The 14,964-nt window shown below is 72.8% G+C and carries 15 protein-coding genes; 12 read left to right on the top strand and 3 right to left on the bottom strand.

Annotated features, from left to right (window positions below; all coding sequences use genetic code 11):
• Nucleotides 1-118 precede the first annotated feature (118 nt).
• Nucleotides 119-3,202 (bottom strand): BTAD domain-containing putative transcriptional regulator, encoded by a 3,084-nt coding sequence (locus ACIQWX_RS44550; protein ID WP_400884726.1) that lies wholly within the window; start codon nucleotides 3,200-3,202, stop codon nucleotides 119-121.
• A gap of 85 nt (nucleotides 3,203-3,287) precedes the next feature.
• Here ACIQWX_RS44550 and ACIQWX_RS44555 point away from each other — a divergent pair, with 85 nt between their 5' ends.
• Nucleotides 3,288-3,902: a thioesterase II family protein gene (locus tag ACIQWX_RS44555; RefSeq protein WP_400884728.1), complete on the top strand. Its 615-nt coding sequence runs from the start codon at nucleotides 3,288-3,290 to the stop codon at nucleotides 3,900-3,902.
• Here ACIQWX_RS44555 and ACIQWX_RS44560 read toward each other — a convergent pair.
• Nucleotides 3,851-4,024 (bottom strand): hypothetical protein, encoded by a 174-nt coding sequence (locus tag ACIQWX_RS44560; RefSeq protein ID WP_400884729.1) that lies wholly within the window; start codon nucleotides 4,022-4,024, stop codon nucleotides 3,851-3,853. The genes ACIQWX_RS44555 and ACIQWX_RS44560 overlap by 52 nt on opposite strands.
• Before the next feature lie 139 nt (nucleotides 4,025-4,163).
• Between ACIQWX_RS44560 and ACIQWX_RS44565 the strand changes: the two genes are divergently transcribed.
• The 4 genes from ACIQWX_RS44565 to ACIQWX_RS44580 all read left to right on the top strand — a co-directional run bounded on the left by ACIQWX_RS44565 (nucleotide 4,164) and on the right by ACIQWX_RS44580 (nucleotide 7,202).
• Nucleotides 4,164-5,135: a methyltransferase gene (locus tag ACIQWX_RS44565; protein WP_400884730.1), complete on the top strand. Its 972-nt coding sequence runs from the start codon at nucleotides 4,164-4,166 to the stop codon at nucleotides 5,133-5,135.
• A 19-nt stretch (nucleotides 5,136-5,154) separates the two neighbouring features.
• Nucleotides 5,155-6,399 (top strand): MFS transporter, encoded by a 1,245-nt coding sequence (locus ACIQWX_RS44570; RefSeq protein ID WP_400884732.1) that lies wholly within the window; start codon nucleotides 5,155-5,157, stop codon nucleotides 6,397-6,399.
• Nucleotides 6,400-6,579: 180 nt separating this feature from the next.
• The gene (locus ACIQWX_RS44575) at nucleotides 6,580-6,909 is read left to right on the top strand and encodes a hypothetical protein (protein WP_400884734.1); all 330 of its coding nucleotides are present in this window, start codon (nucleotides 6,580-6,582) and stop codon (nucleotides 6,907-6,909) included.
• Between the two features lie 29 nt (nucleotides 6,910-6,938).
• Nucleotides 6,939-7,202, top strand: a complete 264-nt coding sequence (locus ACIQWX_RS44580) for a hypothetical protein (RefSeq protein ID WP_400884737.1) — start codon at nucleotides 6,939-6,941, stop codon at nucleotides 7,200-7,202.
• A gap of 4 nt (nucleotides 7,203-7,206) precedes the next feature.
• Here ACIQWX_RS44580 and ACIQWX_RS44585 read toward each other — a convergent pair whose 3' ends face one another.
• On the bottom strand, nucleotides 7,207-8,118 hold the full coding sequence (locus tag ACIQWX_RS44585) for a Kelch repeat-containing protein (protein WP_400884738.1): 912 nt from the start codon (nucleotides 8,116-8,118) through the stop codon (nucleotides 7,207-7,209).
• A gap of 338 nt (nucleotides 8,119-8,456) precedes the next feature.
• Here ACIQWX_RS44585 and ACIQWX_RS44590 point away from each other — a divergent pair, with 338 nt between their 5' ends.
• The 7 genes from ACIQWX_RS44590 to ACIQWX_RS44620 all read left to right on the top strand — a co-directional run bounded on the left by ACIQWX_RS44590 (nucleotide 8,457) and on the right by ACIQWX_RS44620 (nucleotide 14,951).
• The gene (locus tag ACIQWX_RS44590) at nucleotides 8,457-9,428 is read left to right on the top strand and encodes an ABC transporter substrate-binding protein (RefSeq protein WP_400884740.1); all 972 of its coding nucleotides are present in this window, start codon (nucleotides 8,457-8,459) and stop codon (nucleotides 9,426-9,428) included.
• Nucleotides 9,429-9,584: 156 nt separating this feature from the next.
• Nucleotides 9,585-10,376, top strand: a complete 792-nt coding sequence (locus tag ACIQWX_RS44595) for an ABC transporter ATP-binding protein (RefSeq protein WP_400884743.1) — start codon at nucleotides 9,585-9,587, stop codon at nucleotides 10,374-10,376.
• Nucleotides 10,369-11,076: an ABC transporter ATP-binding protein gene (locus ACIQWX_RS44600; protein WP_400884746.1), complete on the top strand. Its 708-nt coding sequence runs from the start codon at nucleotides 10,369-10,371 to the stop codon at nucleotides 11,074-11,076. Before ACIQWX_RS44595 ends, ACIQWX_RS44600 begins: the two co-directional genes overlap by 8 nt.
• Before the next feature lie 28 nt (nucleotides 11,077-11,104).
• Complete coding sequence (locus ACIQWX_RS44605) at nucleotides 11,105-11,956, top strand: branched-chain amino acid ABC transporter permease (RefSeq protein ID WP_400884749.1); 852 nt, start codon at nucleotides 11,105-11,107, stop codon at nucleotides 11,954-11,956.
• The gene (locus ACIQWX_RS44610; protein ID WP_400884751.1) at nucleotides 11,953-13,023 is read left to right on the top strand and encodes a branched-chain amino acid ABC transporter permease; all 1,071 of its coding nucleotides are present in this window, start codon (nucleotides 11,953-11,955) and stop codon (nucleotides 13,021-13,023) included. The genes ACIQWX_RS44605 and ACIQWX_RS44610 overlap by 4 nt, the downstream gene beginning before the upstream one ends.
• The gene (locus ACIQWX_RS44615) at nucleotides 13,010-14,323 is read left to right on the top strand and encodes an ABC transporter substrate-binding protein (protein ID WP_400884754.1); all 1,314 of its coding nucleotides are present in this window, start codon (nucleotides 13,010-13,012) and stop codon (nucleotides 14,321-14,323) included. Before ACIQWX_RS44610 ends, ACIQWX_RS44615 begins: the two co-directional genes overlap by 14 nt.
• Before the next feature lie 61 nt (nucleotides 14,324-14,384).
• Complete coding sequence (locus ACIQWX_RS44620; protein WP_400884757.1) at nucleotides 14,385-14,951, top strand: TetR/AcrR family transcriptional regulator; 567 nt, start codon at nucleotides 14,385-14,387, stop codon at nucleotides 14,949-14,951.
• Nucleotides 14,952-14,964 lie beyond the last annotated feature (13 nt).

Below are 14,964 nucleotides of genomic sequence, written 5' to 3' on the forward strand. Positions count from 1 at the left end.
CGGCGTTCGGGCGCAGGTCCCGGCTGCCGTCGGGGCCAGCGGACCCGCGCGATCGGGGGCCGCGGTTGGTCCGGCCCCGGCGCGGCCGCGAGATCCGCCCCGGAACCGTGCCCTCGGCTCAGCCCGTCGCCCGCCGGGCCAAGTCCGTCAAGAACCGCTCCGCCAGCGCTTCCCCCGTCACGTGCCCGATCGACCGGTACAACCCCCTGGCCTCCCGCGCCGTCCCCGTCGCCAGCATCGACCGGCCCGCCGCGCCCTCCACCGCCGCCAGCCCCAGCAGCGCCTGGGCCTCCAGCAGCCGATACCCACCCGCGCGGGCCGCGTCCAACGCCGTCCGCGCGTGCTCGCCCGCCTCCGGGACCCGTCCGGCCGCCGCCAGCACCCACGCCAACGTCGCCGACGCCTCCGCCAGCTGCCCCCGCAACCCCGACTCCACCGCCAGCTCGCGGGCTTCCGACAGCACCCGCTCCGCCAGCGCGAGGTCACCACCCGCTTCCGAAGCCCGGCCGAGCGCGATCAGCGCGGCCGCCTCCACCTGGCGGTCGCCGTCGCGGCGGACGTGGTCCAGGGCGTCCTGGGCCGTGCGGGCCGCCGTCGCGTGGTCGCCGCGGGCACCCTGCAGCGCGCTCAACGCGTTGAGCGCCGTCGCCTCGCCGAAGCTCGACCCCAGTTCACGGAACTTCGCCAGCGACTGCTCGGCCGCGTCACCCGCTTCGGCGAACCGGCCCGTCTCCAGCAGCACCCACGCGAGGTCGGCCAGGTTCGCGGCCTCCCAGAACCGCAGCTCCTGCCGCCGGCACAGCGCGACCGCCTCGCACAGGCAGTCCTCCGCCTGCTCCAGCCGGCCCAGCTGGCGGTAGTGGCAGCTCAGCGAATTCAGCGCAAGCGCCTCGCCCGAGGCGTTCGCCAGCTCGCGGAACAGCTGGATCGCGCGCCGGCTGTGTTCGACCGCCTCCGACAGCCGGCCCGTCCACTCCAGCATCGAGCCCAGGTTCGCGACCGCCGTCGCCTCACACTCGCGCCAGCCGCACGCCCGGCTGGCCAGCACCGCCTTCTCCGAGTGCCGGATGCCCGCTTCGTGCTGGCCCTCGCGGAAGTACGCGCCGCCGACGGACAGGTGCACCAGCGCCTCGGCGGGCTGGGCACCGTGTTCGCGCGCCGCGCGCAGGACGATCGGGGCCAGCTCCAGCCACTCCGCGCGGCGGCCGTGGTCGTGGAAGAACCGCCGCAGCGCGTCGGCGAGGTACCACGCCGCCGGGTACGGCCCGCGCGTCGCCGCCAGCCGCAGGGCCGCCGCCAGGTTCGTCGCCTCGACGTCCAGCCAGGCCACGGCGGCCGCGGCGTCGGCGAACGCGACCGGGCTCGGCACCGCCGGGGCGTCCTCGCGCGGCAGCGTCACGATCCGCGCGCCCAGCAGCGCGACGGCGGCGTCGGCGGCTGCGCCGTAGCCGGTGAACAGCCGCTCCCACGCCTTCTCCCGGGCGATCTCGTCTTCGTCGGCGCCGACGCACCGCTCGGCGTAGCGCCGGGCGAGGTCGTGGAACCGGTAGCGGCGGGGCGCGTGCGCCTCCAGGAGGTTCGCCGCGGTCAGCCCGCGCAGCCGCCGGGCCGCCTCCTCGGCCGGGACGTCCAGCAGCGCCGCCGCGGCGATCGCCGTGAAGTCGGCCCCGGGCACCAGCGCCAGCAGCCGGAACGCCTGCCGCAGCCCGGGCGGCAACGCCTGGTAGGACACCGAAAACGCCTTCGCGACGGCGCTTTCCTCGTCGCCGTCGAAGCCGAGCTGGGCCAGGGGGTCGCCGCGCAGCTCGTCGACCAGCTCGCCGAGGCTCGCGACGCCGGTGTTCGCCGCCGCGATCCGCAGCGCGAGCGGGTGGTGCCCGCAGAGGCGGGCCAGTTCGTCCGCCGCGTCCGGTTCGGCGGTCGCCCGCTCGCCGAGCAACGCGGTCAGCAGCGCGCGCGAGTCGTCCTCGGGCAGCTGCGCCAGGCCCAGCGCCCGGGCGCCGGTGCGCGCGACGAACTCGTCGAGCCGGTGGCGGCTGGTCACCAGCACCCGGCCCGACGACGGCAGCAGCGGCAGCACCTGGGCCGCGTCGCGGGCGTTGTCCAGCACGACGAGCGCCTGCCGGTCGGCCAGCAGCGAACGGTAGAGCTTGCTCTGGTCGTCGACGCCCGGCGGCACGTCCCGGAGGTCGACGCCGAGGGTGCGCAGCAGCTGGGCGAGCGCGGCGGCGGGGGTGAGCGGCTCGTCGTCGGCGTCGAAGCCGCGCAGGTTGACGTACAGCTGGCCGTCGGGGAAGCGCGCCCGCGCGGTGTGGGCCCAGTGCACGGCCAGCGCGGTCTTGCCGACGCCGGCCGTCCCGGTGATCACCCAGACGTCACCCGGCTCGTCGAGCGCGGCCAGCTCCGGTGCCCGGCCGGTGAACCCGCGGACGTCCAGCGGCAGCTCGGCGGGCCGCGGCACGACCGGGGCCGCGGCGGGCGCCGGTTCCCCTTCGCCGCGCAGGATCCGCAGGCGCAGGTCCTGCAGGGCCTGGCCGGGTTCGATGCCCAGCTCGTCGACCAGCAGCTCGTGCGCCCGCGCGTAGGTGTCGAGGGCCTCCGGCGTGCGGCCGCAGCGGTGCAGCGCGAGCATCAGCGCGGCCCGCAGGCGCTCGCGGAACGGGTGCTCGTCGACGAGCCGGCGCAGCTCCCCGACGACTTCGCCGTGCCGCCCCGAAGCCAGCTCCTGCTCGTACAGCTCTTCCAGGACGACGAGCCGGCGTTCGACGAGCGCCGGGCCTTCGTGCGCGGCCAGTGCCTCGCTGACCCCGCCGAGCGGGGTGCCGTCCCACAGCGCGAGCGCGGCCCGCAGGTGCGTGACGGCGGCCGGCCCGGACGTCGCCCTGGCCAGCGCGACCTCGTCGTCGAACACGTCGAGGTCGCGGTCGCCGGGCGCGACCTCCAGGACGTACCCGGGCGCGCGGCGGACGATCGCGTCGCGGCCGAGGAGCTTCCGCAGCTCCGAAATGTGCACCTGCAGCCGCCCGCGGACGCTCGGCGGCGCGTTCTCGCCCCAGGTCAGGTCGATGAGCCGGTCTTCGCCGACCACGCGGTTCGGGTTCAGCAGCAGGGCGGCCAGCACCGACGTCTGCTTCTGGCCACCGGGCCGGACGGCGCCCGCGTCGCCGAGGACCGTGACCGGTCCGAGCAGGCGGTAGCGCACAAGTAGCCCCCAGAAGGCCGACCGAAGCGGAACGGAAGTGCCGTCATCGACCCTATCCCCGGGGCGAGGGAAAAGGAGGCCGTGGGTGGACGTCGACGAGGCCGAGCGGCTGCTGGTCGTCTGTTTCCCGGACGCGGGGGAGGCAGCCGGCCGGTACCGCGCGTGGCGCGATCCGCGGATCGCGGTGCACGTCGTCGAGCTGCCCGGCCGCGGCGAGCGCAGCGGGGAGCACCCCTACCGGGACATGTGGCTGCTCGTCGAGTCCCTCGCGGCGGAGCTGGCGGTGGTCCTCGCCCGCCCGCACGTGCTGTTCGGCGCGGGGCTGGGCGCGCTGGTGGCCTACCGGCTGGCGCAGCGGCGGGTGGCCGCGGGACTGGGGGTCCCGCGGGCACTCGTCGTGGCGCACCAGGCGCCGCCGGACCGGGCCGCGCGGGTGGTGCCGGAGCAGGCGGCCCGCGCGGACGTCAGCCTGCTGGCCAGCGACGCGCACGTGCCGGTGGCGCCGCCGCTGCCGTGCCCGATCCGCGGCTTCGGCGAGCCGCACGCGATGGCGGGCTGGGGCGAGCACACGGACGCGGGGTTCGTGCTCGCCCCGGCCCGCGAGCGGGACAGCGGCGCGCTGCTGCGCGACGCCGTCCTGCGCGCGGCCTACTTGGTCTCCGCGTTGGCCGTCCCGGGCTTGGGCGAGTCGCCGATGTAGGGACCGACGCCGATCGAGGGGCCGGGCTGCGGCGGGGTCTCGGCCGCCTGCGCGGCGGGCGCGAGGACGAGGACGGCCAGGAAGGCCGTACCGATGACGGCCTGGAGAACACGGGCTTTCATTTTCGACTCCTCACGCTTCGGGATGCGGGTCGATCTTGCCCGAGCGGACTTCCGTTCCGCTTCCCTTTGCTCCCAGTGGTCATCCGCTCACCGGCCGTCCCTTGTGGAGGAAATCGCCGGCCTGCGACCATGCGTGGTCATGGGGAGTGACGACGCGAACACGATTCTGCGCATGGCGAGCCTGGCGACCCCGATGGCGTTGCGGGTCGCGGTGACGCTCGGGCTGCCGGACCGGTTGCGCCGGCCGGCGGACGTCGACCGGCTGGCGGAAGACCTCGGCGTCGCACCGGTTCCGCTCGGGCTGCTGCTCGGCCACCTCGCGTCGCTGGGCTTCTTCGAGCGGACCGCCGCCGGCTACCGCACCACGGAGTACGGCGAGAACCTCTGCGGCGACAGCCTCACGACCGTCCTGCTGGACCTGAACACCGCGGGCGGGCGCGCCGAGCTGGCGTTCACCGAGCTCCTGCACAGCGTCACCACCGGGCGGGCCGGGTACGACCGCCGGTACGGCCGGGACTTCTGGTCCGACCTCGCCGCGCACCCGCCGCTGCGGGAGTCGTTCGACCGGCAGATGGCGCACCGGCTGCGGGACGGCGTCCGGCAGCTCGCGGCGGGGTACGACTGGGGCCGGTTCGCCACGATCGTCGACGTCGGCGGCGGTCCCGGCACGGTGCTCGCGGGCATCCTGGCGGCCCACCCCGCGATCCGGGGCCGGCTGGTCGACCTCGACGTCACCGCGGCCGCCGCGACCTTCGCCGAGCACGGGCTCGAGGAGCGGGCTTCGGTGCTGGAAGGCAGCTTCTTCGACCCGCTCCCGGCGGGGGCGGACGCCTACCTGCTGGTCGACATCCTGCACGACTGGGACGACGAGCACGCCCACCGCATCCTGGCCCGCTGCGTCGAGGCGGCCGCGCCGGACGGGCGGATCGTCGTCGTCGAGCCGGTCGGCGGGCGGCACGCCGGGACCGACATGGACTTGGCGATGCTCGTGATCTTCGGTGGGCGCGAACGGCGGGTCGAGGAGTTCGAGGCGCTCGCGGCGGACCACGGGCTGGTGCTGGAGTCGGTCACGGACGCGGGCCGGACGGTCTTGGAGTTCCGAATCGTATAAGCGCTGTTACAGTTTGGCCGTGCCGCTGTCCCGTGCCTTCGTCGACCTGACCCCGCTGCGCGTCTCGCCGGCCTTCCGGCGGCTCTGGATCGGCCGCGTCTTCTCGGGGTTCGGCTCGCAGATGACGCTCGTCGCCGTGATGTTCCAGGTCTGGGAGCAGACCCGGAGCACGGTGTGGACCGGGGCGGTCGGGCTCGCGCAGGCCCTGCCCGTGGTGGTGTTCGGGCTGTTCGCGGGGTCGCTCGTGGACCGCGTCGACCGGCGGAAGTTCGCGCTGATCACCACCACCGGGCAGGCGGTCTGCGCGGTTCTCCTGGCCGTGCAGGGGTTTCTCGGTGACGTGCCGGTGCTCGTGGTGCTGGGTCTGGTGGCGGTGCAGTCGTGCTTCGTCGCGGGCGGCGGGCCGGCGGCGCGCACGTTCGTCCCGCGGCTGCTGACGCCCGCGCACCTGCCGGCCGGGCTCGCGCTGAACCGGATCGCGTTCCAGGGCGCGATGCTGCTCGGCCCGGCGCTGGGCGGGCTGCTGCTGGGCCGGTTCGGGGTGGGCGGCTGCTACGCCGTCGACGCGCTGACGTTCGCGATGGCGTTCTACGGCGTCTTCGGCCTCCCGCCGATGCGGCCGGACGGCGAGCCGTCGCGGCCCGGGCTGCGCGGGGTGCTGGACGGGCTGACGTTCCTGGTGCGCACGCCGGTCGTCCGGGGCGCGTTGCTGACCGACCTCGCGGCGACGGTGCTGTCGATGCCGATCAGCCTCTTCCCGCTGGTGAACGCGGAACGCTTCGCCGGCGACCCGCGGACGCTCGGCCTGTTCCTGTCGGCGATCGCGGTCGGCGGGGTGGTGGCCTCGGTGTTTTCGGGGACGTTCACCCGGCTGCCCCGGCCGGGCGTGGTGATGCTCGCCGGCTCGGCCGCGTGGGGCGGGGCGCTGGTGGTGTTCGGGCTGGTGCCGGACCCGTGGGTGGGGCTGGCGTGCCTGGCGCTGGCGGGCGCGGCGGACACGGTGTCGGTGGTGTCACGCGGGGCGCTGGTGCAGCTCAACACCCCGGACGAGCTGCTGGGCCGCGTCGCGGCGGCCGAGCAGATCGTGGGCCAGGCGGGCCCTGACCTGGGCAACCTGCGGGGCGGGCTGGTGGCGGGGGTGACGTCGGGAACGGCGGCGTTGGTGAGCGGCGGGGTGTTGTGCGTGCTGGCGGTGGCGCTGGTGGGCGCGGGAACGCCGGGCCTGCGCCGCTTCGCGACGCCCGCCGAAGCCGCGACGAGTTAGCAGGTCTGCCGCGGCTGGTCGTGAGTGAGAAACCGGGTTAGAACACTGTTTCTCACTCACGACCAACTTGCACCGGTGCACAGCCGGACCCGAAGTGTGCACGCACCGTCATGCGGTGGGCTTCCGCTGCGCCACGCCGGCAGGTAGTTCTTTCCCGACACCACAACGGAAAGGACCGACATGCCCCAACGCATCCGCACCGCAGTCCTGCTGGCCGTCGCCGCGGCCGCCGTCACCGCCGCCCCCGCGTACGCGACCGTCCAAAGTGGAAGCGGCACCATCAACGACCCCTGGGTGCCGACGCGGGCCGCGCACATCACCTGCCAAACCGCCACCCTCTTCGGCAACTACACCCCCGGCCAGGGCCACTCCGACCCGATCGCGACGCTCGTGCAGGGCAACTACATCGGCGTCCGGTACATCACGTCGGACCACAACTCCGCCGACGTCTTCTGGCACGGCACCAGCAAGTGGGGCTTCCTCCTCCGCGACTGCTTCGCACTGAACTGAACCCGAACCCCGAACCGAAAGGGACTCCGATGAAACGCGCTCTTCTGACCACCGCACTCGCCGCCACCGCGGCGATCACCCTCGCACCCGCCGCGTCCGCCGGGACCGTCCACGAGATCTGCGCCCAGGACCTCTACGTCCGCACCCAGCCCGCCGGCGTCATCATCGGCACCCTCTACCGCGGCGACCACTTCGAGCTGTCGCGGTACTCGCCCAGCGGCGACTGGGCCGAGGGCTACGCCATGGGCCACGTGAACCAGCGCGGCTGGATCCAGGCCGGCTGGTTCTGCTGACCGCTCAGGCCACCTTGAGCGACAGCACGTCCGGCACCGTCACGCGCTGGCCGTAGAGGTTCGCGCTGCCGCCGATCGCGAGGACCCGGTGCGCCGGGGTCGCCGCGCAGACCAGGGACGCCCGGCCGTGCGGGAGGAGGGTGCCCAGCAGCACCCACTCGCCCGTGCGGACGTCGAGGACCTCGGTCGTGCGGTCCCGGGCCGTCGGGTCCTCGACCGGCGCGGGACCGCCGCCGGCCACGACGATGCGGTCTCCCACCCGGACCGCGCCGGGCGCGCCGCGGCGCTTGCGCATCGGGGCGACCGCCTCCCAGCGGCCGGTGTCCGGGCTGTACCGCTCCACGGCGTCGAGCGCGTTCTGCTGCCTGCTGGGCAGCCCGCCGAGCGCGTACAGGTGCGTGTCCGTCGCGACGAGCCGGAACCGGGCCCGCGGCGTGAGCATCGGGGCCACCGGCGCCCAGTGGCCCGTCGCCGGGTCGAAGACGAGCACCGCGTCCGTGGCGTGCTCCTCCGGGTCGCCGTCGCCGACGAAACCGCCCGCCACGTAGAGCTTCCCGCCCAGCCCGGCCGCCGAAGCCGCGCCGAGCGGGACCGGCAGCGGCGGGCTCGCCCGCCACGCGTCGGCCGCCGGGTCGTAGACCTCCACCACGTCGGTCGTGCGCTCGTCCGGGGTGATCCCGGCGGCGACGTAGACGAGCCCGCTGACCACGCCGACCGCGTGGTTGCCGCGCGGCGTCGGCATCGGGCTGACGTACTGCCACGCGCCGCTGCCGGTCAGCTTGCGGGTCTCCACCGAGCCGAAGCCGACGTTCCCGTCGGTGCCGCCGAACACGAAGACGTCGTCGCCGACGGTCGCCACCTCGTGGGCGAACCGGGGCGAGAGCATCGGCGGCCGGTACTTCCAGGATTGGTTCATCGTTTCCCCTCTTTTCGCGCCCAGAGTCTCCGCGGCGGGCCCGTCCGTTACTACGGATTCGATTTCCGTTATTCGCGCCGGGGCCGGTTATCCGTTTTCGGATGACTCGGTGGGGACGAACGCCGTTGACGATCATCCGACGCAGTGGACTGGGCCGGATGGCGGACATCGATCACGCTGTGTGCCCGCTTTTCGTTGGTTTGTTTCCGGTGGTGATCATCGACCCGGTATTTCTCGGCAACGTGTTTGCGGTCCGGGAAATCGTCATCTACAGTCCGGCGATCAACGGCTTTCACGCCGGAATCCGTGGTCCCCGTGGTTCTTTTCCGAGGAGTGCCATGCGCAAACGCGCCTCGATCCGCCGGTTCGCCGTGCTCGCGCTCGTCCTCGCACTGGTGAGCGCGTGCAGCCAGCGGACCGCGTCCGGCGGCGGTGCCGCCGAGAAGCCGTCGCTCAAGGTCGCGGTCTTCGCCGCCGTCGACCTCGCCACGTTCTGGCTGGCGCAGGAAGGCGGCTACTTCAAGGCGGAGGGCCTCGACGTGCAGGCCGACACCGCCGCCAGCGGGCAGGAGTCCCTCACCCGCATGACGAGCGGCCAGGCCGACCTCGCGCTGTCGACCTACACCCTGTTCTTCCTGGCGAAGAACAACGGGACCGACGTCAAGCTGGTCACCGACGCGACCTCGGCCAGCCCGCGCAGCAACGAGCTGGTCACCGTGCCCAACTCGGCGGTGAAGACCGTCGGCGACCTGAACGGCAAGCGGATCGCCATCAGCTCGAAGAACGCCGCGTCGGACGTGCTGACCCGGTCGGTGATGCGCGACCACGGGGTCGGGTTCGACAAGGTGCAGTGGGTGCCGATGCCGCTGCCGGAGATGGGGGCCGCGCTGGCGCAGGGCCGCGTCGACGCCGCCTACCAGCCGGAGCCGTTCCTCACCCAGTCCGCCAAGACGGCCGGGGCGTTCCCGGTCATCGACGCCGCGAGCGGCAGCACGCAGGCCTTCCCGCTCACCGGCTTCGGCGCCACCGGGAAGTGGGTGCAGGACCACCCGAAGACGATGCTCGCGTTCCAGCGCGCGATGCTCAACGCGACGCGCGCCGCGGTCGACCGCGGCCGGATCGAGCCGCTCGTCGTCCGCAACGCCCACGTGGACCAGGACATCGCGAGCCTGATGGTGATGCCGGCGTTCGGGTCCACCCTGGACGCCCGCCGCATCCAGCGCGTGCCGGACCTGCTGCAGCAGCTGGGTGTCGTCCAGACGAAGCTCGACGCCTCCTCGATGATCACGCCGCAGGCCAGCACGGGCTGAGTCCCGGCAGGACCGACCGCCAGGGCGGGTGCGCTGAAGAGCGCGCCCGCCCTTTTCGTGTCGATTCGTGCCTTGACACGACCGGCCCCGCGCTCCACCCTCTTCATACCGACCGCGCGGTACGGCCTGGTCCACATGGTGAGACAGGAGTCATCGATGACACTGCCTGGCGAAGACCTGCTCGTGGTCGACGGTCTCACCGTCCGGTTCGGCGGGCTCACCGCGCTGCACGACGTCCGGCTGAGCGTCGACGCCGGCACGGTCGTCGGGGTCATCGGGCCCAACGGCGCCGGGAAGACCACGCTGTTCAACGTCGTCTGCGGGTTCGTCCGGCCGCAGTCCGGCCGCGTGGTCTGGCGCGGGGAGCCCCTCGTGCGGCACCGCCCCGAACACCTCGCGGGCCTTGGGATCGTCCGGACCCTGCAGGGGCTCGGCCTGTTCGCCGGGCTGACCGTGCTCGAGAACGTGATGGCCGGTGCGGGCCGCCACGCCCGCACCGGCGTCCTCCCCGCGCTCGTCGGCGCCGGCCGGTCGGCACGCGACGAATCCGGGCTGGCGGCGCGGGCCCGCGCCACGCTCGGCGAACTCGGGATCGCCGACCTCGCCGACCGATTGCCCGGAGTTCTGCCTTACGGCGTGCGAAAACGCGTCGCCCTCGCCCGGGCGCTGGTGGCCGAACCCGACCTGCTGCTGCTCGACGAACCCGCGAGCGGGCTGTCGTCGGCCGAGCTCGTCGAGCTGTCGACGCTGATCCTGTCGCTGCGACGGCACATGGCGGTCGTGCTCGTCGAGCACCACATGGACCTCGTGATGCAGGTGTGCGACCGGGTCGTGGTGCTCAACTTCGGCGAGGTGATCGCGGCGGGCACGCCGGCCGAGATCCAGGCCGACCCCCGCGTGGCCGAGGCGTACCTCGGCGACCCCGCCGAGGAGGCGCCGAGTGCTTGAGATCGACGAGCTTTCCGTGGCCTACGGCGCCGTCCGCGCGCTCGACGGCGTCGGCATCGAGGTCGAGCGGGGCGGGATCACCGCCGTGCTCGGGGCGAACGGGGCCGGCAAGACGACGCTGCTGCGCACGATCAGCGGCCTGCAGCCCGCCCGCGGCGGCCGGATCGCCTGGGACGGCAAGGAACTCACCGGCCTGGCGCCCGACCGCATCGCGCGCGGCGGGGTCGCGCACGTGCCCGAGGGCGGCGGCGTCATCACCGAGCTGACCGTCGACGAAAACCTCCGGCTGGGCGCGCTGTGGCGGCGCGACCGCGCCGACCGCGCGGCGGCTCGCAAAGAGGTGTACGAGCTCTTCCCGCCGCTGGAAGAACGGTCGGCGAAACCCGCGTCGACGCTGTCCGGCGGCGAGCGGCAGATGCTGGCCATCGGCCGCGCGCTGATGAGCCGGCCGTCCCTGCTGCTGCTCGACGAACCTTCGCTCGGGCTCGCGCCGCTGATCACCGCCCGGATCATGGGGATCCTCCGCGACCTGCGGGCCTCGACCGGCCTCACCGTCGTGCTCGTCGAGCAGAACGCGCACTCCGCGCTGTCCATCGCCGACCGCGGGTACGTCCTGGCGCTGGGCCGGGTCGTCGCCGTCGACACCGCGGCCGAACTGCTGGCCGACGACGGCCTCCGCCACGCCTACCTCGGTTTCTGAGCAACCACCAGGGAGAGAACGGTCCGGTATGCAGGAATTCCTCGACCTGACCCTCGGCGGGATCTCCGCCGGCGCGGTCTACGCGGCGCTCGGGCTCGCGCTGGTCATCATCTACCGGGCCACCCGGGTGGTGAACTTCGCCCAGCCCGCCCTCGCCCTGATCTCGACGTACCTCGCGTACTCGGTGACGAAGGCGACGGGCAGCTACTGGCTCGGCTTCGCCGTCGCGATCGTCGCCGGGACCCTGCTGGGCGTCGCCACCGAACGGCTGCTGATCCGGCCGCTGCGGCACCGCTCCGAGCTGAGCTCGATAATCGTCACGCTCGGGCTTCTGCTGGTGCTGCAGGCGATCGCGGGCATGATCTGGTCCAACGAGCCGCTGGCGTTCCCGTACGCCTTCGACTTCGTCGGCCGGTTCTCGGCCAACGACCTGTTCGTCGTGCTGATCGTGCTCGCCATCGCCGCGCTCGTGCTGGTGGTGTTCAAGTACACACCGCTGGGCCTGCGGATGCGGGCGGCCGCGTTCGCCCCGGACGTCGCCCGCACGCTCGGCGTCCGGGTCGGGCTGATGCTCACCGTCGGCTGGGGGCTGGCCGCGGCGGTCGGCTCGCTGGCCGGGCTGCTCGCCACCCCGCCGTTCCTCTTCCCGAACGTCCTGGACGGCGTCTTCGTCTACGCCCTCACCGCCGCCGTGCTCGGCGGGCTCGACAACCCCTTGGGCACCATCGCCGGCGGGTTCGTGCTCGGCGTCGGACTGTCCTATGTGTCCGGCTACTTCGGACCGGAGATGGTGACCATCGCGGCGCTGGCGATCCTGGTCGTGGTGCTGATCGTGCGGCCCAGCGGCTTGTTCGGCCGGGCGAAGGTGAGGCGGGTATGACGGTGCGCACGAGTCTTCCGGAAACCCGCGTGGAAACCGCGGCGAAGAAGCGGATCCTGCCGCCGCTGCTGCGCCACGTCCTGTTCGCGCTGGCCGCGTTCGCCGCGGTCGTCCTGCTGACGCTGGTCACCGACGAGTTCACCAACCTGCGGATCGCGACCATCGGCTACTACCTGATCGCGGTGGCCGGGCTGACCCTGCTTACCGGCCTCACCGGCCAGGTTTCGCTGGGCCACGGCGCGTTCATGTTCATCGGCGCGTACACGGTCGCCCTGCTGGTGAAGCACGTGCCGTCGTTCCCGCTGTGGGCCGACCTGCTGCTCGCCTCGATCGCCGGCGGGCTCGCCGGGCTGCTGGCCGGCGCCGCCGCGGCCCGGCTGCGCGGCCCGTACCTCGCCGGGGCGACGCTCGCGCTGGCCGTCGGGCTGCCCGCGCTGACCCGCCGGTTCCAGGACTTCCTCGGCGGCAGCAACGGGTTGAGCTTCACCGTCCACAGCAGACCGTCCGGCGTGGCGGTCCCGGAGCTGCGCTGGCAGACGTGGATCGTCTGGCTCAGCGTGCTCATCGCGCTGGTGCTCGTGGTGAACGTCGTGCGCGGCCGGCTCGGGCGCGACTTCCGCGCGGTGCGCGACGACGAGGTCGCCGCGTCCCTGAGCGGGATCGCCGTCGGGCGCACGAAGATCCTCGCATTCCTCATCAGCGCGGTCTGCGGAGGTTTGGCCGGTGGCCTGCAGGCGTTCCTGCTCGGCACCGCCGCGCCCGGCTCGTTCACGCCCGCGCTGTCCCTGAGCCTGCTGGCCGCGGTCGTGCTGGGCGGCCTCGGATCCCTGTGGGGCGCGCTGTGGGGTGCGATCGCGCTCGTCTACTTCCAGGCGTGGTCGGAGGACCTCGCCGACGTCCTGCACCTGAACACCGACGTGGCCAACAACCTCCCGCTGGCGGTGTACGGCGTGATCCTCATCGTCGTCGTGCTCGCGTTCCCGCGCGGCATCCAGGGTGGTTTCCAGAAGCTGCGCGGACTTCTCCGTCGACCCGCCGAGAAAAAGGAGAACCATGAGACTCACTAGGTACGGCGCGGGGTTCGTCGCCCTCGCACTGGCGCTGACCGCGTGCGGCGGCGCGGGGGAGAGCGACGGCGGTGGCCAGCAGGCGGCCGACTCGGCCGTCGGCGTCACGAAGGACACCGTCACCATCGGCACCCACCAGCCGCTCACCGGCCCGGCCGCGCCCGGGTACAGCAAGATCTCCGTCGGCGCCCGCGCGGTGTACCAGTCGATCAACGACGGCGGCGGGATCAACGGCCGCAAGATCGACTACAAGGTCGAGGACGACGGCTACAACCCGACCAAGACCGTCGAGGTCGTCAAGAAGCTGGTGCTGCAGGACAAGGTGTTCGCGATCGTCGGCGGGCTCGGCACGCCGACGCACTCGAAGGTCGTCGACTACCTCAACACCGAGGGCGTGCCGGACCTGCTGGTGTCCTCGGGCGCGCTCGCGTGGGACAACCCGCAGAAGGCGCCGATGACCTTCGGCTACCAGGTGGACTACACGCGCGAAGGCAAGATCCAGGGCAAGTTCATCAAGGACACCTTCGCGGGCAAGAAGATCGGCTACTTCACGCAGAACGACGACGTCGGCCGGGACACCCAGGCCGGGCTCGACCAGTTCGTCAAGGACCAGACCGTCGTGCGGCAGGGCTACGACAGCGCGAACACCGACGTCACGCCGCAGCTGTCCGCGCTGAAGGCCGCGGGCGCCGAGGTCGTCGTCTGCGAGTGCATCCCGGCGTTCACCGCGCTGTCGATCCTGGCCGCGGCCAAGATCGGGTACAAGCCGCAGTTCGTCGTCAGCAGCATCGGCGCGGACCCGGCGACGCTCTCCGGGCTGCTGCAGGACTTCGCCAAGCGCGGCGGCGCCAGCGTGTCGAGCGCGCAGCTGCTCAACGGGCTGATCGGCACCGGCTACCTGCCCGACGTCGCGCAGACGTCCGACCCGTGGGTCGCCTACTTCAAGGGCATCCACGACAAGTACATCCCGAAGGAGCCGCTCACCAACACGCTGTTCTACGGGATGGTGCAGGCCTACACGTTCGCGCAGGCGCTGAAGGCCGCCGGGCCGGACCCGACGCGCCAGAAGGTCGTCGACGCCATGAGCTCCGGCAGCCTCAAGGGGCCGGGTCTCACGCCGTTCGGGTTCTCGAAGGACTCGCACGCCGGCTACACCGGCGCGTACGTGTTCAAGATCAACCCGGACACCACGACGACGGTGATCCAGCCACCGTCGGTCACCGACCGGGGCACCGGGGCGATCACGCCGTACACCGGTGAACGCGCCACCCCGGAGCAGGTGAACCTGCTGGGTAAGTGATGGATCGGGCCGGCTCGCGGCGCCGCGCGGGCCGGCCCGCCCGCTCACATAGGGTGGTCTCATGACGGTCAGGGACAAGGTCGTGCGGGCGGCGGTGCGCCTGTTCGCCGACAAGGGTTTCGAGGCGACCACGGTCCGCGAGATCGTCGAGGAGGCCGGTGTCACCAAAGGCGGCCTGTACCACTACTTCGAGTCCAAGGACGACCTGCTCTTCGAGATCTACACGGCGATGCTGCGGATGCAGACGCGCCGGATGGTGACGATCGCCGAGTCGGACCTGCCGCTGCCGGAGCGGCTGCACGCGATCATCGCCGACGTCGTCGTGACGAGCATCGCCGACCTCGACGCGGCGACGGTGTTCTTCCAGTCGTTCCCGTTGCTGGAGAAGTCCAAGCAGGTCCAGGTGCGCGCCGAGCGGCGCACCTACCACGAGCGCGTGCGGGACCTGGTCGACGAAGGCCAGCGGGCGGGGGTGTTCCGCGCCGACGTCCCCGCCGACCTGGTGATCAACTACCACTTCGGGGCCATCCACCGGCTCGGCATGTGGTACCACGCCGACGGCGAGCTGTCGGGGGAGCAGGTGGGCGAGCACTTCGCGAACCTGATGCTGCGCAGCCTCCGTCCATAGTGGACGATCTATC

The organism is Amycolatopsis sp. NPDC098790 (assembly GCF_044759945.1).
In the GTDB taxonomy this organism is placed as follows: domain Bacteria; phylum Actinomycetota; class Actinomycetes; order Mycobacteriales; family Pseudonocardiaceae; genus Amycolatopsis.